Below are 20,599 nucleotides of genomic sequence, written 5' to 3' on the forward strand. Positions count from 1 at the left end.
TCATCATGCGCTTTGCGGCGCGCTCCGACGTCGGCCGCATCCGCTCCAAGAATGACGATTCCGCCTATGCGGGCCGGCACCTCGCGGTAGTCGCGGACGGCATGGGCGGCCATGCCGGCGGCGACGTAGCCTCAGCGGCCACCGTCCTGGACATGATCCATCTGGACCGCGGCGGATACCACGGTGACGCAGGCACAGTCCTTGCCGACGAAATCCAGACTGCCAACTCCCTGCTCTCTGAACTGGTGCACCAGAACCCCAAACTGGCGGGAATGGGCACCACTGTGACGGCACTCCTGCTGGCGGAGGGAAAGCTCCACTTCGCACATATCGGCGATTCCCGTGCCTACCGCCTGCGCAACGGGGAATTCAAGCAGGTGAGCGTGGACCACACGTTCGTCCAGCGGCTCATCGACGAAGGCAGGCTCCGCCCGGAAGAAGCCGAAAGCCACCCGCACAAGAACGTCCTGATGCGGGTGCTGGGGGACGTCGACGCAAGTCCCGAACTTGATCTCGACACCCTGGACGTGCTGCCGGGAGACCGCTGGCTGCTTTGCTCCGACGGGCTGAACTACGTTGCCGGCCACGCCGTGGAACGGACAGTCCGGGAAACCAAGGACCTCCGCGAATGCGTGGAAACCCTGGTGGACCTCACCCTGGAAGCCGGTTCCCCGGACAACGTCACCGTGATCATGGTGGAAATCGTCGAAGAAACGCCCGACGACGTCAGTACAGCCGCCGTCGAAGTCATTCCTTCTACAGGTGCCGCCCTGGCCGCTGCCGCGGCTGCCCGCAAAAGCACCCCGCCGGAGGGCAGCACCACCCCCGCCGGGGACAGCGGCAACCTTGACTCCGAGGAAGCGAAAGACGCGGCGGGCGGCAAGGACACCAGCGCTGCGCCGTCCGTACAGGAGGGTTCCACCGATCCACACCTGGGCGAGCACCTTTCAGCAGAAGTGCTCCGGGAGGAGCTGGCCTCCCGGCCGCATGAACTTGTGGGTGCTGCCGCCGCGGCCGCAGAGTCGGGCTCCATCCCCACCATTGCCGGACGCACTGTGGCGCGCCGGGCAGCCACCCTCCTCACCCACAAGGCCGAACAGCCGGGCAACGACCCTGAGGACAACCTGGTCCCGCTCAAGCCGCGCCGGTGGGTCACCTGGGCAATCTCCGCCGCAGTTCTGGTCGCCCTGACGGCGGGTCTGTGGCTGGGCTATGCGTGGACGCAGACCCGGTACTACGTGGGCGAGCACGACTCGCGGGTGGCCATCTTCAACGGAGTTTCACAGCGCCTTGGACCTATCGGACTGTCCAGTCTGGAGACCGTCACGGAGATCCGAATGGATTCGCTGCCGCCCTTTTCACAGCAGCGCGTCCGCCAGACCGTTCCCGCCAACGACTTGTATGACGCCCAGCGGATCGTAAAGAACCTTGAGCTCACCGGGACAACGTCTCCCGAGGAGGACTGCGTACCGCCTTCACCGTCGCCGGCAGCATCCAGTCCTGCCCCGGCTCCCACGGAGTCCGCTGCCCCAGCCCCGGAGGCAGCTCCCGCGCCAGCCGGCCCGTCGCCGTCGCCCAGCCCCTCCGTCACCTGTGAGGCGGTCCAATGAGCCAGCCCAGCACCATGCCCAAGCCCCGCCGCAACGTTGAACTCGCGCTGCTCCTGCTCGCCCTCGCCGTAGGCATCGGCGCCAACATGCTGGTGGGGATCGACCGGGAAAACGCCTTCGATTCGGACTTCTGGTTCCAGTCCGGCCTCCTGGCCGTCGCTGCGCTGGTGTTCCACGGCGTCCTCCGCTTCCGCGCAAAGTATGCCGACCCGGTAATACTTCCGCTCGTGGTGGCGCTGAACGGGCTGGGTCTTGCCATGATCCACCGTTTGGATGCACCGGGTGATGACACCGGAAACAACCAGCTGCGCTGGACGCTGATCGCCATGGCCGTTGCCATCGCGGTCATCTGGTTCCTCAAGGACCACCGCGTCCTCCGCCGTTTCACCTTTATCTCCCTGGCTGCCAGCGCGCTGCTCCTGATCCTGCCCCTGGTTCCGGGCATCACGGCCGGCGAGATCCTCGGAGCACGGGTCTGGATCCGCCTTGGCCCCATGACCTTCCAGCCCGGTGAGGTCGCGAAGATCACCCTGGCCATATTCTTCGCCGGTTATCTTTCCTCCAACCGCGACCTGATCCTGCTGGCGGGCCGGAAGGTGGGGCCGCTGCAATTCCCGCGGTTCAAGGACATGGGCCCGATGATCACCGCCTGGCTGGTCAGCATCGGCGTCCTGATTTTCCAGCGGGACCTTGGCTCCTCGATCCTCTTCTTCGGCCTGTTCATTGTGATGATCTACGTGGCCACCAGCCGGATCAGCTGGGTTGTCATTGGCCTGGCGCTCATCGCCGGCGGGGGTTTCGTGGCCGCCCAGGTGTTCTCCCACGTGCAGCTCCGAATCGACGGCTGGCTCAATGCCTTCACACCGGAGGTCTACGACCGGTTTCCTGGTGGAAGCCGGCAAATCATCCAGGGACTCTTCGGCATGGCCAATGGCGGCCTGGTGGGCACCGGACTGGGCCAGGGGCGCCCCGACCTCGTTCCCTTCGCCAACAGCGACATGATCATCGCTTCCCTGGGCGAGGAGTTGGGACTCATTGGCCTGTTCGCCGTCGTCCTGATGTACCTGCTGCTGTTCACGCGTGGTTTCCGCGCCGCCCTGGGCACCCGCGACGCGTTCGGAAAGCTCCTTGCCTGCGGGTTGTCCTTCGCCGTGGCGCTGCAGTGCTTCGTGGTGATCGGCGGCGTGACCCGCCTGATCCCGCTGACGGGCCTCACCACACCTTTCCTGGCAGCCGGCGGCTCGTCCCTGCTGGCCAACTGGATCATTGTTGGGCTGCTCCTGATGATTTCGCATACCGCGCGCGGCCCCGTGGACACCACTCCCCTGCCGCCGGGCAAAGGATCGGAAGCACCCGGCATTGATACTCCTACCGAGGCGGTGAAGCACCTGTGAACCAGGCAATACGGCATTCATGGGTGGCGGCCATCGCCATGTTCGCACTGATCTTCGGCGCCATCAGCTACGTCCAGGTGATCGGGGCAGACGAACTCAAGGCCAACCCCTGGAACCAGCGCGCCGTCCTGCAGAGCTTCTGCAACGACCGTGGCGCCGTCATCGTGGGTGGATCCCCCGTGGCGGAATCCGTGGAAACCGGCTCGGAGACCTGCGCCTTCCAGCGCACCTACCCGCAGCCGGAAGCCTACGCAGGGATCACGGGGTACTTCTCGCAGAACTTCGGCGCCACCGGCCTGGAGCAGTCCATGGGAGCGGAGCTGGCCGGCAACTCGGACCAGCTGTTCCTTGACCGGGTGGGGCAGCTGTTCCTCGGAAACCAGCCCAAGGGCGCATCGGTGGAGCTCACCATCGACCCCGAAATCCAGCAGCTGGCCTACAGCCTGATCCCGGACGGGCAGCGCGGCTCCATTGTGGTCACCAACCCCAAGACCGGAGCCATCCTGGCCATGGTGTCCAAACCCTCCTATGACCCGAACCTGGTAGCCACCCAGGACCTCGCCGCGGCCGATGCCAGCATGAATGAACTTATCAAGGTGCCCGGGATCAACCTGAACCCCAACGTCAGCGGACCCACCGGGGAGCTCCTGGCCCCTGGCTCAGTGTTCAAGCTGGTGGATACCGCAGCGGCCCTGGCATCCGGGAAGTACAACAAGGACAGCGAACTCCCCAACCCCGCGGAGCTGCCGTTCGAGGGCATCCAGTACCGCCTGCCCAACTACGCGGGCGGCAACTGCTACACCCGGGACACCGCCAGCTTCGCCTTCGCGCTCCAGCAGTCCTGCAACACCCCCTTCGCCAGCATCGCCCTTGACCTTGGCCGGGACGCCATTGCCGAACAGGCCAATAAGTTTGGTTTCGGCCAGGACATGGGCGATCAGCTCAAGCTGGACTACGCCAGCGGCAACACCTTCCCTGACGACCTCGACGGCCCCGGCCTGGCCCAGTCCGTCATCGGGCAGAAGGACGTCAGGGCCACGCCCTTGCAGGTGGCGCTGATGACCGCCGCAATCGCGAACGACGGCGTCCAGATGCAGCCCACCCTCATCAAAACCCTGCGCTCCCCGGACCTCCGGGTGATTGATGAACCGCAGCCAAAGCCGCTGCGGACCTCCACCACTCCGGAGATCGCCAACCAGATAACGGAGTGGATGGTGAGTGCGGTCAGCGAGGGCATCGCCAACCGGGCGGCGGTTCCCGGCGTCCAGGTGGCAGGAAAAACCGGAACCGCCGAGCTGGGCAACGGAGCGAACAACTCCTGGTTCACCGGTTTTGCCCCCGCAAACAACCCGCAGGTTGGTGTCACGATCGTCATGGAAGGCGTGGACATCACCACCGGAGCACAGCTGACCAGTCCGAACGCGAAGAGAATTTTTGAGGCGGTGTTGAATAAGTGAGGCCTACAACCGGAATCACCCTCGGCGGGCGGTTCCAGCTGACCACGCGGATCGCGATTGGTGGCATGGGCGAGGTGTGGAAGGCCAAAGACCTCGTCCTGGGCCGCATCGTCGCGATCAAGGTGCTGAAAGAGGAGTACACGGGCGATCCCGGATTCCTCCAGCGTTTCCGCGCTGAGGCCCGCCACACAGCGCTCCTGAACCACGTGGGCATCGCCAACGTCTTCGACTACGGCGAGGAGGAAGGTTCCGCCTACCTGGTCATGGAACTGGTCCCCGGCCAGCCGCTGAGCAGCATCATCGAACACGAGCAGGTCCTCTCTCCGGACCGCACGCTGTCCATCATCGCCCAGACCGCACGTGCCCTCTCCGTTGCCCACACCCAGGGCCTGGTGCACCGCGACGTGAAACCGGGCAACCTCCTGATCACCCCTGACGGACGGGTCAAAGTCACCGACTTCGGCATTGCCCGCCTCGCCAACCAGGTGCCGCTCACCCAGACCGGCCAGGTGATGGGCACCGCACAGTACCTGGCACCCGAGCAGGCCACCGGCCAGACGGCCACCGGTTCGTCGGACATCTACGCGCTCGGCGTCATCGGCTACGAGTGCCTGACCGGCCACCGCCCCTTCTCCGGCGAATCCCAGATCGCTATTGCCCTCGCCCAGGTCAACGATGCCCCGCCGCCCCTGCCGGAATCACTTCCCACCCCGGTACGCGCCCTCCTGATGTCCATGCTGGCCAAGGACCCCAAGGACCGGCCGGAGAATGCCATCAAGCTGGCCGAGGCAGCCGAGGCCATCCGCAACGGTGACATCAGCGCAGCCCGCGCAGCCGTCCCGGGAATGCTCCTCTTTGACGCTGACACAGGGCCCATCACGGCTCCGGTGGACACCGCGACGGCGCCCACCGGCGTCATCGGCGCACAGCGGGATGATTCCCCAAGCCGGACTTCCGCTTTGCCGGTGGTTGGCGCGGGCGCGGCGGGTGCAGCCGCCGGAGCGGCAGCCGGGGCTGCAGGGGCAGCCGCCGATGCCGACGCCCCCCAGGGGACGCTGGCCCGGGCCAACGCCCTCGCTGCTGAGCGCAAGTGGGTGCCGGAAGAGGCAACGTACGACGACGAGCCCGCCGATGAGCCCCAGCGCAAGGGCCGCAGCCCCTGGACTTGGCCGCTGATCGCCCTGATCCTGCTGCTTCTGTTTGCCCTTGTTGGGTTCTTCCTCAGCCAGCGGGGAATCCTTTTCCCCTCCGAGGACCCCACGTCCGCGGTGACCACAAGCAGCGCGGCGCCGAGCAGCGCCAGCCCCACCCGGACAAGCCAGTCCGCTACTCCCACGCAGACCCGCTCGACGCCCACCGCGACGCAAGAACCCACCCCGGAACTGGTCAACGTGATACCGGCCGCTTACCTTGGCAAGGACTACCGGCAGGTGCAGGCTGATCTTGCTGCCCTGGGACTTGCAGTAACCGTTGTGCCGCAGGAAAGCACCGACGATGCCCCCGGGAGGGTCATTGAGCTGAACCCCACGGGTGCAGTGCCGGAGGGCACTGCAATCACCGTCGTCTATGCCGTGGCACCCGAACCCGAGCCCACAACATCTGCTCCAGCAGCCCCGGCTCCGGCTCCTACGGCGGCACCCACCACCTCGGCGGTGGCGGCGCCCACCGTCGAGTCAGCACTGCCCGACTGCACGGACGGCCAGCAGCCGGGTACGCCTCCAACCTGCAACCCGTAGCCGCCAGGACATCCCATGAATGAGTCACCGCGCACCCCGTTGCACCGTGAGGACAGCCTCCCGGTGGATAACCGCCGCGTCCTGAGTGGCCGCTACGAACTGGGCGGCCTGATCGGGCGCGGTGGCATGGCGGACGTGTACCGCGGTCTGGATACCCGGCTGGGGCGGACGGTGGCCATCAAGCTGCTGCGCCCGGACCTGGCCCGTGATCCGCAGTTCCAGGCCAGGTTCAAGCGCGAGGCCCAGGCTGTGGCGGCGCTCAACCACTCCTCCATCGTGGCCATTTACGACACCGGCGAGCACCTTGTCCACGATGGCTCCGAGGACGTCCGGGTGCCCTACATCGTGATGGAATTTGTGGAGGGAAAAACCCTCCGCGACCTGATCCGCGGCCACGACGTCACCATTGGGCAGGCCATCGACTACTGCATGGGCGTCCTGGGCGCGCTCGAATACAGCCACAAGGCCGGGATCGTCCACCGGGACATCAAACCGGCCAACGTGATGTACTGCGAAAGCACCAACTCGGTGAAGGTGATGGATTTCGGGATCGCCCGCGCCATCGCGGATTCATCGGCCACCATGACCCAGACACAGGCCGTGGTGGGCACTGCCCAGTACCTGTCTCCCGAGCAGGCCCGCGGCGAAGCCGTTGACGCGCGGAGCGACCTCTATTCTGCTGCCTGCCTGCTGTACGAAATGCTCACGTCGCGTCCGCCGTTCGTCGGTGACAGCCCCGTGTCGGTGGCCTACCAGCATGTCCGCGAAATACCGGAACCGGCCAGTACCCTCAATCCGGAGGTCACGCCGGCACTGGACAGCGTGCTGTCCAAGGCCCTGCAAAAGAACCGCGATGACAGGTTCCAGGACGCGGCGGCCTTCCGCCGTGCCCTGCGCGCTGCCCGGTCGGGGGTGCCGGTACCGGCGCTGCCGGCCTCCGAAGCGCCGACGGACCCCAATGACCACGTCCCCGCCCCCTCTGCTCCGGCCACCGAAGCATTTGGTGTCACAGGGGCGGGTTTCCTGGACGATGCTCCCACCGGGAGGCTGGCCGCAACGCACGCCTCCGCCGGTGACCGCGGGGCCGGCATGCCCCTCGCGGCCGGGGTCGATGACCGGACAGACGCCGGGGTGCTGCCGCTTGGCCTCCCGCCGGAACGTGAGCCGAGCCCCCGGCAGAAGTCCCGCCGTCGTGCATGGATCGCAACCCTGGTGGTCTTCACCCTGCTGGTCCTCGCCGGCGGCGCGCTGTGGCTGTACAGCACCGTCAACCGGCCTGCCCCGGAAGTGCCGAAAGTCCAGATCCCGGTGGTGGCTGCCATGACAGAATCAGCGGCGCTGCAGGAACTGTACAACGCCGACCTCAAGCCCAGGATTGTCCGGTCGCAGCACGATTCCGTTCCCAAGGGCACGGCGATCGGCACCGAGCCGGAGTCCGGGGCATCCATGGATCCGGGCGCAGAGGTGGTCCTGAACATCTCCGAGGGCCCCAGCGCCGTCATGATTCCCGAGAGCCTGCCGGGGAAGACGGAAGCAGCGGCCAGGGATATCCTGCGGCAAAGCGGCCTGGCTGGCGCCCCCTCGACCACCACGGCCAACAGCGCCACGGTTCCGGCCGGAATCGTGATCACCACCAGCCCCGCTCCGGGCCAGATGGTCGGTGTGGGAACCAGCGTGGAGCTGATTGTGTCCACGGGGAAGGTTGCGCTTCCGGAACTGCGGGGACGTACCCGCGAAGAAGCTGAGGCTGCGCTGAAGGAACTGAGCCTGGTTCCTGCGGTGATCGAGGTGGAGAATGCCCAGGTGGAGGCGGGCAGGGTGACGGACCAAAGCGATCCGGTCAACGCGACGGTGGAGCAGGGCAAGACTGTCACGATCGTGGTGGCCAAAGCCCCGCCGCCGCCCCCGCCAAGCCCCGAGCCGACCGCGACGCCGACGCCCAAGCCGACCTCCACCAAGGATGACGACTGACCGGGACAGCCGGCAGGTCAGTGCTGGATCAGCGGACTTAGCTTGGCTGCCCGGGCGGCTGCGCCCTTCATTCCCAGCGATTCCAGCCAGTTGCCCAGCATCTGGTAGCCGCCCTCGGTGAGCACCGATTCCGGGTGGAACTGCACGCCGCACAGCGGCGCCGTGCGGTGCTGGAGCCCCATCACCACGCCGGAGGCGGTCTCCGCGGTGATTTCCAGGACGTCCGGGATTGATTCACGGACGGCTGCCAGCGAGTGGTAGCGCGTTGCGGTGACGGGGGAGGGGAGCCCGGAAAAGACGCTGGTGCCAATGTGCTGTACCAGGGAAGTCTTGCCGTGCATGAGCTCCGGGGCGTGCGTGACCTTCCCCCCGAAGGCTTCGGCGAGGGCCTGGTGCCCCAGGCACACGCCGAACATGGGCACGCTGTTCTCGCCGCACCACTTGATCAGTTCAATGCATACCCCGGCTTCGGCGGGGTTGCCGGGGCCGGGTGAAATGAGCACACCGTCCCGGGTGCTGGCCAGTTCGATGGCCTCGGCCAGGATTACATCGTCATTGCGGACCACCGTAGTTTCGGCGCCGAGTTCCTGGAGGTAGCCCACCAGGGTGTAGACGAAGCTGTCGTAGTTATCCACCACGAGGATTTTGGTTGTGGTCACTGGCTTGCTGAACCAATCGTTGAGTCGGTGAATTGGGTGTATTCGGACATCCAGGGGAAAAGGAACTGCACCATCAATACCAGTGCCGCAGCGATGAGCACCAATGAGGTGAAGATCCGCAGCCAGAGGGGCCCGGGAAGATGCCGGAAGATCCAGCCGTACATAGTCAGCCCTTTCCGATCGCCGCAGCCACCTGGTCCGCGATTTCAGCGGGTGGCCCTGCCGAGGCGGGACGCCAGCTGTCCAGGAGCGAGTAGGCAATGATGCGTTCTTCCGCCCCAAAGCGGGGGTTGCAGCTTGTCATGGTCAGGTATCTTTCGGTGGGGACTGTCCCCGGGAGGGTGGGCACCGGTTCCAGGACGTCGGTGCGCGATGGCATGACGATCTGGTTGTTGCGGAAGACATAGATGTAATAACCGTCCTTGGTCTGGACGTAGATCTTGTCCCCGGGAACCAGGGTGTGGATGTTGTCCAGGACGGCGCCGTGGGTCTGGCGGTGCCCGGCAACGGCGAAATTGCCGACTGCTCCGGGCATGGCAGTGGTGCCGTAGTGCCCCAGCCCCAAAGTGTCCAGCACATCGCTGGTGGTACCCTCCACGATGGGCCGGGTGTAATTGGCGCCGAACCGCGGGATGTACATGATGCCGATTGTGCCGGCGTGGCCGGGAGCAGCGGACACTACCGGCTCACCGAAGTCTTCCCCGCCGGCAGGGGCGGGTGCGGCAGGGGCGGGTGCGGCTGGGGCAGCGCCCCCAAGATCCTGCGCGAATTCCTTGATGACTTCGCTTTGCCTGGCATCCGATTCGACGTTGGTCCACCACAGCTGCCACGCAACGAACAACAGGAGGACGATGCCGGCGGTGATGAGCAGCTCGCCAACCACCTGGACTGCTCCACGCAGAAGTACGACGCCGGCAGGCGCCGCAGCGGCTCGGCCCGCCTTTTCCTGCAACACCACGCGTTCTCCTCGGGGCGGTTCCATCGGGCACCGGCGGCCCATGAACTACGGCTAGAATTGGCTGCTAGTAAGAATCCAGATTTGACCAAGATCGCGCAGACCGCTGGCAATTTCCTTCTTGCAGGATACCAAGCCCGGAACGCCGAGCTTGCCTCAGCCCGCCAAGGAGAGCCAGTGCCCGAGTCAAAGCCGCGCAAGAAAACTGCCAGCAGCGCCCTACAGGCTTCGTCCCAGACGTACAAGCCGAACCCGGTGTGGTTCAAGCCCGTGATGTTCGGCCTCATGATCATCGGCCTGTTCTGGATCATCACGTTCTACATCAGCGAAGGACGCTTTCCCGTCCAGGCATGGGAGTCGTGGAACATCGTGGCTGGTTTCGGTATCGCGATTATCGGATTCCTGATGACCACCCGCTGGCGCTCATAGGTTTTTTTCGAACGGCCGTGAGGCCGGAACTCATCCCCGGGGACACGCATGCCTCCTGACGATCACGGCGTCCTGCTGGGCGGCGACGGCCTGGCCCGGCCTCCATGGGCGTCCTCGGACCCGTTATTGCGGGAATACTACGACCATGAATGGGGCATGCCCGTCCGGGATGAGCAGGGCCTCTACGAGCGCATATGCCTGGAGGGTTTCCAGGCCGGGCTCTCCTGGGCCACCATCCTCCGCAAGCGCCCCGCGTTCCGGACCGCTTTTGCCGGCTTCAACCCCGACGCCGTTGCACAGTTCACGGAGGCCGACGTCGAGCGGCTGCTCCAGGACGCCGGTATTGTCCGGAACCGGCTGAAGATACGTGCCGCGGTCACCAATGCCCACGCGACGCTGTCGTTGCGGCAGGACGGCGGCCTGGTGGATTTCGTTTGGCAGTTCCAGCCCGAGTCAACACCCCGCCCCCGGACCCATGCGGACATCCCCACCCAGTCCGCGGAATCCATTGCCCTTTCCAAGGCCCTCCGCAAAAGAGGATTCGCCTTCGTAGGTCCCACCACCATGTTCGCCCTCATGGAAGCCATCGGAATGGTGGATACCCATTTGCTGGGAAGCCACCGGCGGGGATCCTCCGGAATCTGGCCGCACGCACGGTAGACGGAGTTGCCGGGCCGACGGACCCAGGAAGTGCGCCGCCAGTCGCCGCACCACGTGGCGCCCTCTCGCTTTCCCCAGCTGTTGGCAACCTTATCCACAGCCAAAGGTCCTTTCCCGGCTGCCGGGCGTGCAGATCCCTGCCGCGGAGGCGTCGGAGGCTAAACCTGCATTCTGGAAGCAGTTATTAACAGTGTGGAATACCTGTGGATAACGTACGGGGATAGGCCTCGTCCGGGCTCAGCGCTCTTTGCGGACCGGGTGGTGGCTGGTGATCGACACCCGGTTGAAGGCGTTCATGGCAATGGCGAGCCAGCTGACCACGGAGAATTCCTCCTCTGTCAGGTGTTCCCTGGCAAATGCCTCCTCCTGCTCCTGCGGGTGGTGGCCGGGCAGTGCCGTGATGCTCTCAGCCAATGCCAGGGCGGCACGCTCCTTCTCGGTGAACAGTGAGGTATCCCGCCACGCCGGCAGGACGGCCAGCCGCTGGGGAGACTCTCCTGCCTGCACCGCATCCCGCACATGGAGGTCAAGGCAGTAGGCACAGCCATTGAGCTGTGAGATCCGCACATGCAGGAGCTCCATCGTCCTGGGCTCCATCCCCGCTTCCTGCGCCGCCTCCTTGACCTTGAGTCCAAGGCCATTAAGCGCCCGCCACACAGCGGGATGCTGCTTGTCGAGGAATATGTGCTTGGTGGTCGCGGTCATGGACCCTCCTGTCGGAAAAGTGACGTCAAAGCAAGGGTAGGCGCTCGTTGCTTATCCACTTACCAACAAGACGATACCCACAAGTTATCCACAGTTGTGGATACTGCGTGGGCAACGGTGGACCCCAGAGGCCCGTACGCTGCGATGCGGGGACATCCGGACGGGTGAACTACAGCCGTGTTGTTTATTAACAGTGTGAATAACTGTGTTGATAGCCGCGTCCTCGAAGGCGATGCGAACCCCTCAGGAAAAGACTTTCCAACAGTTATCCACAGAACGCCCTCCCCAGGCCGGTTTGTCCACTTAAACACATGCATATCCCCAGAGGTTATCCACAGCTGTGGAGAAAAACGCCCAGGTTCTGGGGAAAACAGCCGTGAATCAGGGGTGTGGGAGGCTCCCGGGGATGAACTACAAAGCTGTAAGTTACCAACATTGTGGATAAGGGCTGTGGAAAACAAAAAGTCCCGCCGTCCTTCGGGACGGCGGGATTTCTGGTGGATTGGGTCGTTCTGCCCGTCTGGGCGCGAGGCGCTTAGAGGGAAATCCTCACCCAGCTGACGGCTATCAGCAGGGCCAGCACCGCTGCCAGTCCTGCCGCCTGGAGGAGCCGCTGCCGCGGACCGCGGGGGGTGTAGGCCAGCACGGCCGCGCAGAGTCCGCCGGTGATGAGTCCGCCGAGGTGCGCCTGCCAGGCAATCTGGGGGATGAGGAAACCGATCACTCCGTTGATGGCGATCAGTACCCAGAGCTGCCGGGTCTCGCCGCCGCGATGCCGCTGCACCAGCAGCATGGCCCCGAAGAGGCCGAAGATGGCACCGGACGCACCCACCACGCCTACCAGTCCCTGGCCCGGAACAAGGACCGGGTTCAGGAGGAGGTAGCCCACGGAACCGCCCACGGCGGAAATCAGATAAAGCGCCAGGAAGCGGGCGCGGCCCAGGAGGGGCTCCAATGCCTGGCCAAAGATCCACAGCGTGTACATGTTGAGGATGATGTGCAGGAGCGAGTCCGGAGAGTGCAGGAACGCAGCGGTAAGCATGCGCCACGGTTCGAACGCACCGTACTGGGGCGTGGCGAAAACATTGTTGTAGGCAAACTGTTCGTAGACAACCTGGCCTGGAATCAGCCACTGCAGGGCATACACAACGACGCACACAGCGATGATCCCGAACGTCACCCGTGGTTTGCCCGCAGCTACGGCGCCGCCATAGACGGTCCGCACCTCCGGCGTCGTACGTTTTGTTTCGTTGACGCAGTCAACGCATTGGAATCCGACGGCGGCCGCCCGCTGGCAGTCGGGGCAGGCCGGTCGTCCGCAGCGCTGGCAGCGGACGTAGGAGGGCCGGTCCGGGTGCCGCGGGCACACCGGAACCTGGGCGGACGGCTCAGCCGCCGGAATTCCGTAGCTCATGGTGCGGTATTACAGCTGTTCGATGTCGATGCTGTTGATGGTGACGTCCTCTACCGGGCGGTCGCCCATGCCGGTGCGGACACCTTCGATGGCGTCAACGACCTTCTTGGAGTCGTCGTCCGCAACCTCGCCGAAGATGGTGTGCTTGCCCTGCAGCCAGTCCGTGGGGATGGTGGTGATGAAGAACTGCGAGCCGTTGGTGCCCTTGCCCATCTGGATGCCGGCGTTCGCCATGGCCAGCTTGTAGGGCTGGTTGAAGCTGAGTTCGGGGTGGATCTCGTCATCGAAACGGTAGCCGGGTCCGCCCGTTCCGCGGCCCAGCGGATCGCCGGCCTGGATCATGAAGTCCTTGATGATGCGGTGGAAGATGGTGCCGTTGTACAGCGGAGTACCGTTCTTCTCTTCGCCCGTCTCCGGATGGGTCCATGCCTGCTCACCCGTGGCGAGGCCAACGAAGTTCTTGACCGTCTTGGGGGCGTGGTTGCCGAAGAGGTTGACGACGATGTCGCCGAGGCTGGTGTGGATGGTTGCTTTTGCAGTTGCTATGGCAGTCATAGGGCCTATTCTTCCATGGCGGTCTATGGAGGGAACGGCTGCCGCCGCAGTTCCGCGCTGGGTGAAATCCTCCTAAAATCCGCTGGGGGAATAGCAGGTGAACACCAAGCCACGTAGGCTAACCACAGAACCGTCACATTAATCGGGAGGTAGTTGTGAAGAAGTCGGACCGTATTGCCCGTGACCTTGAACTGTCAGTCACCAGCGCAGTGGAGAATGCCAAGGATTGGGCAACCCCCCGTGTGGAAGCAGCCATTGACCGTCTCCAGCATGGCCTGGACACCGCGTCCCCGAAGGTCCAGGAGGGCCTGAAGTCCGCGGCCCACAACCTGGCCGACGGTGTTGCCACGGTGACCCCGCGCATCCAGGACGGCCTGGCCCAGCTCGCCCCGAAGATTAACGACGCCGTGGACAGTGCGTCCCCCCGCCTGCACGAGGCGCTGGACAAGGCCACTCCGGTGATCCTCAACGCCCGTGACCGCGTGGTTGTGGAATACCTGCCGCGCCTTTCGGACCAGATTGGTACCGCATCCGTGGCCGTGCACCGCACCCTGGAAAATGCCCCGGCCCGGGTCGATGCCATGGCCCACAAACTCGGCGACGTGGGAATCATCCACGCCCTCCAGGAGCAGGCACAGACCACCGGCACGCAGCTGAAGGCAGCAGCAACCGAGGCCGGCCGCACGGTGGGCATCCAGCTTGCACAGCCGGAACCCCCCAAGAAGAAGCGCGGCTGGCTGGTTTTCGGTGTGATCGCTGCCGCGGTAGCCGCCGGCGTCGCAGCCTGGAAGGCTTCCAAGCCGGTCGAAGACCCCTGGAAGACCCCCTCACCGGTAACACCGACGCCTGCGCCCGTGCCGGCCACCACCGTGAACGAGGTCCAGGAGCCACCGGCAACCGTCACGCCCGCCGCGGCAGCTCCGGCAACCACCGGGTCCGCCACCGGGGACAAGGCTGAGGAAACCGGCGAGAAGGCAAAGCACGTGGCCGAGGACGCTGCGGACAGCGCAACGAAGGCCGCCACGGACGCGAAGACCGCCACCAAGAACATCGCCTCCAACATCGGCAACGGTGACAAGGGCGCTTCGCAGTCCTGATTCAACAGTCCTGATGTAACCGGTCCGCGTTTTGGGGCCGGAGCAGCAGCCGGAAAGGGCTCCTCCGCAAGGCGGGGCCCTTTTCCCGTCTCCGATGGTTACTGTGGTCCGGGTCCGGGCAGCGGTTCGGTGCTAGATTTGAACCGATGTCAGCCGAACAATCCTCTGGGGATGCCTTGAACGACGCAGCAGACCTGCCCCGCGTGTCCATTGTCATTCCGGCGTACAACGAGGAAAGCGTCATCCGGCAGTGCCTCATAGCTGCCATCTACCAGTCCGTCCCCGCCCACGAAATCGTGGTTGTGGACAACCTGTCCAAGGACCGCACGGCCCGCATTGTGCAGCAGATGCAGCTTGAATACCCGGAAAGCCCCATCATCCTGCTCAGCCAGGACAAGGAGCAGGGGCTCATCCCCACCCGGAACTTCGGGCTGGACAACGCCACCGGGGACGTCCTGGGCAGGATCGATGCCGATTCGGTCGTGGAGCCGGACTGGGTGGAGCAGGTGCAGAAAGCCTTCCTCGACCAGTCCGTCCAGGCAGCCACCGGCCCGGTGGTCTACTACGACATGCCGATGCGCCGGTTCGGGCTCAAAGCGGACGACAAAATGCGCCAGCTCATGCTGAAACTGGCCAAGCACCAGTACCACTTCCTCTTCGGCTCCAACATGGCCCTGCGTTCCACCGCGTGGGAAATCATCCGGGCCGAAACCTGCCGTGACGAGAGGGACGAGATGCACGAGGACATCGACCTGTCCCTGCATCTGGCCGAGAACGATCTCAAGATCCAGTACTGCCCGCAGATGGTGTCCGGGATGTCTGCCCGCAGGCTTGAGGATTCACCGCGGGACTACCGCTACTACGTCACCCGCTTTGACCGGACCTACAAAGCCCACAACGTCAAGAAGATGGCGCTGAAGGCTCCCATGGTGGTGTTCTTTTCGGTGTACTTCCCCGCCAAGCTCCTCCGGGCCATCCACACCGTGAATACCGCCCAGCCTGTACGCCGCGGCGGTCAATAAAGGACCCGGGCGACGCCGTCAGTCGGTCCCCAGCTCAGCGAGCGGACGGTCCGACGGCGGTTCCTCCCGCCCGCTTGCCGCTGCCCTTCGTGGGCGCGCGCCTTTCCCGGACCGCTGGCCCAGCACCACCACGGCAAGTCCCGCCAGGATGAGGCCGAGGCCGGCGTAGGTGCCCGCGGGAAGGGTTTCGTGGAGGAATACCGCGGCGAGCAGCGCGGCGCCCGGGATCTCCAAGAGGATGATCATGGAGACCAGAAGCGGACTCATGGTGGCCAGCAGGTGGTTGAACGCGGTATGCCCCACCAGTTGCGCACAGACCGTGATGGCCAGGATCCCCAGCCACCCCGCGGCTTCGAATCCCACCAGGGGTTGCCTCCCCAGGACTGCCAGTACGGCGACCAGGGCTGCGCACATGCCGTAGCAGAGCGTGGTGTAGGTGCCCGTTGTCATGCTTTGCCGGGCCTTTCCTCCAGCCAGTGTGTAAAGGCCGGCCAGCGCCCCGCCGGCGACAGCCAGCAGGTCACCCAGCAGGGCATCCGGCGACGACCCCATGTCGAATCCGGTAATGGCAACCACGCCGCCAAAAGCAATGCCGAGTCCAACCAGCACCTGCCACCGGTGGCGGGTGCCGCGGAACAGCTGGAAGACAGCTATCCAGGCCGACTGCAGGCACACCAGGGCTGTAGCGGCGGCAACAGAGGTCAGCTGCAGGGAGGTGATGAAGCAGGCGAAGTGCAGGGCCAGCGCGACGGCGGCCAGCAGGCACCAGCGGAACTCGCGCCAGGTGATACTGCGGAACTGCCGGGGGTCGCGGATGAGGGTAGGGGAGGCCATCACGGCCGCGCCGATGGCGTTGCGCCAGAATGCTATGGCTAGGGCACTGACGGTTGTGGCCCCAAGGGTGGCAGCAATCAGCGGACCGGATGAAGCGACACCCAATACGCCGACGGCCGCGAGAAAGAAGTTCACTGGACCACCCTAATGCGCAGCCGGGCCGGACATTTGCGCAGTCCGGCCGCCAAAACAAAAGTCCCGGCCAGCGTTTCCGCTGACCGGGACTTTCCTATGGTGGAGGCACGGGGACTCGAACCCCGAACCCCCTGCTTGCAAAGCAGGTGCGCTACCAATTGCGCCATGCCCCCATAAGAAGCAACCCGTCAATCATACCCTAGAACCAGGGAGCCTTTGACCAGCTCCCGTCCGGGCGCCGGGGCTAGTCCACCGTGTCGGTTGACTTGCTCCAGACATCTTTCCGAGCCTCGGATTCCTGTGCTTTCCGGTAGAGCAGGACGCCTGCGATTGCCGCTGCCAATACAAGCAACTTCTTCACTAGCTCCCCGTTCCGGTCCGGCTGCGGGTTACGCAATCCAAACCTACACTTGAACCTGCACAGGTTCCGTGGGCGTACCAGGACTTGAACCTGGGACCTCTTCGTTATCAGCGAAGCGCTCTAACCGCCTGAGCTATACGCCCCGATGCCTCATCGAGCCGAGACATGACTTTACAGCACATCCCGGCCCGATCTCAAATCGGGCCTTTCCGCAGCTGTCAGGCCTGCGGAAACTGGACCTTAATCGTCCGTGAGGGTAACGCCAATGCCGCCCACCAGGGTGGCCGAGATGTTGTAGAGGACAGCAGAAAGCATGGAAAGTGCGGTCAGCAGGACCACGTTCACCACAGCGATGATGGTGGCGAAGGATGCCACCTGGCCCAGGGAAGCCACCTTCTTCAGCTCGAAGCCGCCGCCCTCGGAGCCGGCCAGCGTGCCCAGCAGGCTGTCCACCTGGTCAAAGATGCCCGTCAGGTCAAGGACGGTCCACAGGACAATGGCGGCCACAACCGTGACGATTCCCAGCGCCACGGACAGCAGGAAGGCCATCTTCAGGACAGACCACGGGTCCACCTTGCTGATGAGCAGCCGGGCGCGCCGGACCTTTGCTTTCGGAGCAGGCTTCACAAGGCCTGGATTGCCCTGGCCCGGAGCCCCTGCAGGACGCTGGCCGGCTGCCGCGGGCCGCTGGCCGGGCTGGCCCTGGCCCGGGCGCTGGCCGGGCTGGCCTGCGGGACGTTCGTTCTGGCCCTGCCCGGGACGCTGGCCGGGAACGGCGGGGCGCTGCCCGGGGGCGGCGGCGGGCGCGGCCGGGCGCTGCTGCGGACGAACGGGGGCGTTTACCCGGGGTGCGGCCGAGGGCTGGTTGCCGTCGGGAACGGCACTGTTCGACTTGGGAAATGAGTCGGGATTACTCACTCGTTACCTCCGTGTAGTCTTCGTTCGGCTCAGCGTCGCCCGAGGCGTCCTCTGACTCAACGGCCGGTGATTCATCTGCCACTGCTGGGCTGGTGGAATCCTCGGGGGATCCGCCATCTTCAGCCAACGTTACGTCATCCTCCAGCGATTCCTCGCCCTCTAGACCCCGTTCGCTGTTGCGTGCCACCTCGATAATCCGGTCATTTTTGTCCGGCTTGGCAAAGATGACGCCCATAGTGTCACGTCCCTTGGCGGGGACGCCGGCAACCGAGGAGCGGACCACCTTGCCGCCCTCCATGACCACCAGCACCTCGTCCTCTTCCTGGACAATCAGTGCCCCCACCAGGTCGCCGCGTTCTTCCGCGAGCTTGGCCACCTTGATGCCCAGCCCGCCACGGCCCTGGAGCCGGTATTCCTCCACGGCCGTCCGCTTGGCGTAACCGCCCTCGGTGACGATGAAGACGTACGAGCCGTCGGTCACCACGTTGGCGGCCAGCAGCTCATCCTCTTCGCGGAACTTCATGCCGGTGACGCCGGACGTTGCCCGTCCCATGGGGCGCAGCGCATCCTCTGTTGCGGTGAAGCGGATTGACTGGCCCTTGCGCGACACCAGCAGGAGGTCGTCCGTTTCGGACACCAGCTGCGCGGACACCAGTTCGTCCCCGTCGCGGAGGTTGATGGCAATAACGCCGGCGGAGCGGTTGGTGTCGTAATCCTCCAGGCGGGTCTTCTTGACCAGCCCGCGCTTGGTTGCAAGCACCAGGTAGGGAGCCTGCTGGTAGTCCTTTAGGTCCAGGACCTGGGCGATGTGCTCGTCCGGCTGGAATGCCATCAGGTTTGCCACATGCTGGCCCTTGGCGTCGCGGCCGGCTTCCATCAGTTCGTACGCCTTGGCCCGGTAGACGCGGCCTAGGTTCGTGAAGAAGAGGAGCCAGTGGTGCGTTGTGGTGACGAAGAAGTGCTCCACCACATCGTCACCACGGAGCTGTGCACCCTTGATGCCCTTGCCGCCGCGCTGCTGCGACCGGTAGTTGTCGCTGCGGGTGCGCTTGACGTAGCCGCCCCGGGTAATGGTGACCACCATTTCCTCTTCGGGAATGAGGTCCTCCATGGACATGTCACCGTCAAAGCCCATGAGGATCTTGGTGCGGCGGTCATCCCCGTGCTTGTCCACGATCTCGCCCAGCTCGGTGCTGATGATCTCGCGCTGGCGCTGCTCCGAGCCAAGGATCTGGTTGTACTCGGCGATCAGGGCTTCGAGTTCGGCGTGCCGGTCCTGGATCTTCTGGCGTTCAAGGGCGGCAAGGCGGCGCAGCTGCATGTCCAGGATCGCCCGGGCCTGCAGTTCGTCAATGTCCAGCAGCTCCATCAGTCCGTCACGCGCGGCTTCGGTGGTGTTGGAGGCGCGGATGAGGGCGATCACTTCATCCAGCATGTCCAGTGCCTTCAGCAGTGCCCGCAGGATGTGGGCTTCTTCCTCGGCCTTGCGCAGCCGGTACCGGGTGCGGCGGGCGATGACGTCCAGCTGGTGGGTTACCCAGTGCCGGATAAAGGCGTCCAGGCTCAGCGTCCGGGGAACGCCGTCGACGATGGCCAGCATGTTCGCGGAGAAGTTGCTCTGCAGTTCTGTGTGCTTGTAAAGGTTGTTCAGCACCACCTTGGGCACGGCGTCGCGCTTCAGCACGATCACCAGCCGCTGCCCGGTGCGGCCCGAGGTTTCGTCCCGAAGGTCGGCGATCCCCTGGATCTTGCCGTCCTTGACAAGTTCGGCGATCTTGATGGCCAGGTTGTCCGGGTTGGCCTGGTACGGAAGCTCAGTGACCACCAGGCAGGTGCGGCCCTGGAGTTCCTCCACGTTCACCACGGCGCGCATGGTGACCGAGCCGCGGCCGGTCCGGTAGGCGTCCTCGATGCCCTTGTGGCCCAGGATGGTGGCGCCGGTGGGGAAATCGGGGCCCTTGACCCGCAGCAGGAGTTCCTCCAGCAGTTCCTCGCGGCTGGCCGTGGGGTTGGCCAGGTACCACTGCACGCCGTCGGCTACTTCGCGGAGGTTGTGCGGCGGAATGTTGGTGGCCATGCCGACGGCGATGCCTGAGGAGCCGTTCACCAGGAGGTTGGGGAAACGGGCGGGCAGGATGGTGGGTTCCTGGTTCTTGCCGTCGTAGTTGTCCTGGAAGTCGACGGTTTCCTCGTCGATGTCACGGACCATCTCCATGGCCAGCGGAGCCATCTTTGTTTCGGTGTACCGCGGGGCGGCAGCGCCGTCATTGCCCGGGGACCCGAAGTTGCCCTGGCCGAGTGCCAGCGGGTAGCGCATGGTCCAGTCCTGGATGAGGCGGACCAGTGCATCGTAGATCGCGGTGTCGCCATGGGGGTGGTACTGGCCCATGACCTCGCCCACCACGCGGGCGCACTTGTTGAAGGAGCGGTCCGGACGGTATCCGCCGTCGAACATTGCGTAGAGCACCCTGCGGTGCACGGGCTTCAGTCCGTCGCGGACATCGGGGAGGGCACGGCCAACAATGACAGCCATTGCATAGTCGAGGTAGGACCGCTGCATTTCAGTCTGCAGGTCAACCTGCTCCACGCGGTCTATCAGCACATCGCCTTCAAGAACGGTGTCCGGAGCGCCGTCCTCGGGGGCCGGGTTCTCGGGTGTTTCGTCGCTCATATTAAATTCCGTTTCA

Annotated in this window: 19 protein-coding genes and 2 tRNA genes; 9 read left to right on the top strand and 12 right to left on the bottom strand. The window is 64.8% G+C overall.

Annotated features, from left to right (window positions below):
• Positions 1-5 precede the first annotated feature (5 nt).
• The 5 genes from WHH00_RS18425 to pknB are packed head-to-tail and all read left to right on the top strand — an operon-like array spanning position 6 to position 8,168.
• Complete coding sequence (locus WHH00_RS18425; protein WP_406638688.1) at positions 6-1,610, top strand: PP2C family protein-serine/threonine phosphatase; 1,605 nt, start codon at positions 6-8, stop codon at positions 1,608-1,610.
• Positions 1,607-3,004 (top strand): FtsW/RodA/SpoVE family cell cycle protein, encoded by a 1,398-nt coding sequence (locus WHH00_RS18430; protein ID WP_406635067.1) that lies wholly within the window; start codon positions 1,607-1,609, stop codon positions 3,002-3,004. The genes WHH00_RS18425 and WHH00_RS18430 overlap by 4 nt, the downstream gene beginning before the upstream one ends.
• A complete protein-coding gene (locus tag WHH00_RS18435; RefSeq protein ID WP_406635069.1) occupies positions 3,001-4,461 on the top strand; it encodes a peptidoglycan D,D-transpeptidase FtsI family protein in 1,461 nt (486 codons plus the stop codon). Before WHH00_RS18430 ends, WHH00_RS18435 begins: the two co-directional genes overlap by 4 nt.
• Positions 4,458-6,197: a protein kinase domain-containing protein gene (locus WHH00_RS18440; protein ID WP_406635071.1), complete on the top strand. Its 1,740-nt coding sequence runs from the start codon at positions 4,458-4,460 to the stop codon at positions 6,195-6,197. The genes WHH00_RS18435 and WHH00_RS18440 overlap by 4 nt, the downstream gene beginning before the upstream one ends.
• Positions 6,198-6,212: 15 nt before the next feature.
• Positions 6,213-8,168, top strand: a complete 1,956-nt coding sequence (pknB, locus tag WHH00_RS18445) for a Stk1 family PASTA domain-containing Ser/Thr kinase (RefSeq protein WP_406635073.1) — start codon at positions 6,213-6,215, stop codon at positions 8,166-8,168.
• Positions 8,169-8,185: 17 nt separating this feature from the next.
• Here the strand turns inward: pknB and WHH00_RS18450 are convergent, their stop codons facing one another.
• The 3 genes from WHH00_RS18450 to WHH00_RS18460 are packed head-to-tail and all read right to left on the bottom strand — an operon-like array spanning position 8,186 to position 9,785.
• The gene (locus WHH00_RS18450) at positions 8,186-8,827 is read right to left on the bottom strand and encodes an anthranilate synthase component II (protein WP_406635075.1); all 642 of its coding nucleotides are present in this window, start codon (positions 8,825-8,827) and stop codon (positions 8,186-8,188) included.
• Positions 8,824-8,991 carry a hypothetical protein gene (locus WHH00_RS18455; RefSeq protein WP_231454144.1) on the bottom strand — a complete coding sequence of 56 codons (168 nt, stop codon included), beginning with the start codon at positions 8,989-8,991 and terminating at the stop codon, positions 8,824-8,826. The genes WHH00_RS18450 and WHH00_RS18455 overlap by 4 nt, the downstream gene beginning before the upstream one ends.
• Before the next feature lie 2 nt (positions 8,992-8,993).
• Entirely contained in the window at positions 8,994-9,785 is a 792-nt protein-coding gene (locus WHH00_RS18460; protein WP_406635077.1) for a class E sortase, read from the bottom strand.
• A gap of 174 nt (positions 9,786-9,959) precedes the next feature.
• Here WHH00_RS18460 and WHH00_RS18465 point away from each other — a divergent pair, with 174 nt between their 5' ends.
• Entirely contained in the window at positions 9,960-10,211 is a 252-nt protein-coding gene (locus tag WHH00_RS18465; protein ID WP_406635079.1) for a cell division protein CrgA, read from the top strand.
• 48 nt (positions 10,212-10,259) lie between these two features.
• Complete coding sequence (locus tag WHH00_RS18470) at positions 10,260-10,871, top strand: DNA-3-methyladenine glycosylase I (RefSeq protein WP_406635081.1); 612 nt, start codon at positions 10,260-10,262, stop codon at positions 10,869-10,871.
• A gap of 237 nt (positions 10,872-11,108) precedes the next feature.
• On the opposite strand, the gene WHH00_RS18475 is transcribed toward WHH00_RS18470, so the two are convergent.
• From WHH00_RS18475 to WHH00_RS18485, 3 genes are all read right to left on the bottom strand, one after another.
• On the bottom strand, positions 11,109-11,576 hold the full coding sequence (locus WHH00_RS18475) for a carboxymuconolactone decarboxylase family protein (RefSeq protein ID WP_406635083.1): 468 nt from the start codon (positions 11,574-11,576) through the stop codon (positions 11,109-11,111).
• Between the two features lie 535 nt (positions 11,577-12,111).
• A complete protein-coding gene (locus tag WHH00_RS18480) occupies positions 12,112-12,990 on the bottom strand; it encodes a rhomboid family intramembrane serine protease (protein ID WP_406635085.1) in 879 nt (292 codons plus the stop codon).
• Between the two features lie 9 nt (positions 12,991-12,999).
• The gene (locus WHH00_RS18485; RefSeq protein ID WP_231454150.1) at positions 13,000-13,545 is read right to left on the bottom strand and encodes a peptidylprolyl isomerase; all 546 of its coding nucleotides are present in this window, start codon (positions 13,543-13,545) and stop codon (positions 13,000-13,002) included.
• A gap of 155 nt (positions 13,546-13,700) precedes the next feature.
• Here WHH00_RS18485 and WHH00_RS18490 point away from each other — a divergent pair, with 155 nt between their 5' ends.
• Both WHH00_RS18490 and WHH00_RS18495 read left to right on the top strand, forming a co-directional pair.
• On the top strand, positions 13,701-14,642 hold the full coding sequence (locus tag WHH00_RS18490) for a hypothetical protein (protein WP_406635087.1): 942 nt from the start codon (positions 13,701-13,703) through the stop codon (positions 14,640-14,642).
• A 146-nt stretch (positions 14,643-14,788) separates the two neighbouring features.
• Positions 14,789-15,664, top strand: coding sequence for a glycosyltransferase (locus WHH00_RS18495; protein ID WP_406635089.1), 876 nt, complete (start codon positions 14,789-14,791; stop codon positions 15,662-15,664).
• Between the two features lie 18 nt (positions 15,665-15,682).
• On the opposite strand, the gene WHH00_RS18500 is transcribed toward WHH00_RS18495, so the two are convergent.
• The 6 genes from WHH00_RS18500 to gyrA all read right to left on the bottom strand — a co-directional run bounded on the left by WHH00_RS18500 (position 15,683) and on the right by gyrA (position 20,583).
• Positions 15,683-16,633, bottom strand: a complete 951-nt coding sequence (locus WHH00_RS18500) for a DMT family transporter (RefSeq protein WP_406635091.1) — start codon at positions 16,631-16,633, stop codon at positions 15,683-15,685.
• Positions 16,634-16,730: 97 nt separating this feature from the next.
• Positions 16,731-16,806: transfer RNA gene (locus WHH00_RS18505), tRNA-Ala, on the bottom strand.
• A 71-nt stretch (positions 16,807-16,877) separates the two neighbouring features.
• The gene (locus tag WHH00_RS18510; protein WP_216636647.1) at positions 16,878-16,994 is read right to left on the bottom strand and encodes a DLW-39 family protein; all 117 of its coding nucleotides are present in this window, start codon (positions 16,992-16,994) and stop codon (positions 16,878-16,880) included.
• A 69-nt stretch (positions 16,995-17,063) separates the two neighbouring features.
• Positions 17,064-17,137: transfer RNA gene (locus WHH00_RS18515), tRNA-Ile, on the bottom strand.
• Positions 17,138-17,234: 97 nt separating this feature from the next.
• Positions 17,235-17,912 carry a DUF3566 domain-containing protein gene (locus WHH00_RS18520; RefSeq protein WP_406635094.1) on the bottom strand — a complete coding sequence of 226 codons (678 nt, stop codon included), beginning with the start codon at positions 17,910-17,912 and terminating at the stop codon, positions 17,235-17,237.
• Complete coding sequence (gene gyrA, locus WHH00_RS18525; protein ID WP_406635096.1) at positions 17,905-20,583, bottom strand: DNA gyrase subunit A; 2,679 nt, start codon at positions 20,581-20,583, stop codon at positions 17,905-17,907. Before gyrA ends, WHH00_RS18520 begins: the two co-directional genes overlap by 8 nt.
• Positions 20,584-20,599 lie beyond the last annotated feature (16 nt).

Origin of the sequence: Pseudarthrobacter quantipunctorum (assembly GCF_045291495.1) — a bacterium.
GTDB lineage: Bacteria > Actinomycetota > Actinomycetes > Actinomycetales > Micrococcaceae > Arthrobacter > Arthrobacter quantipunctorum.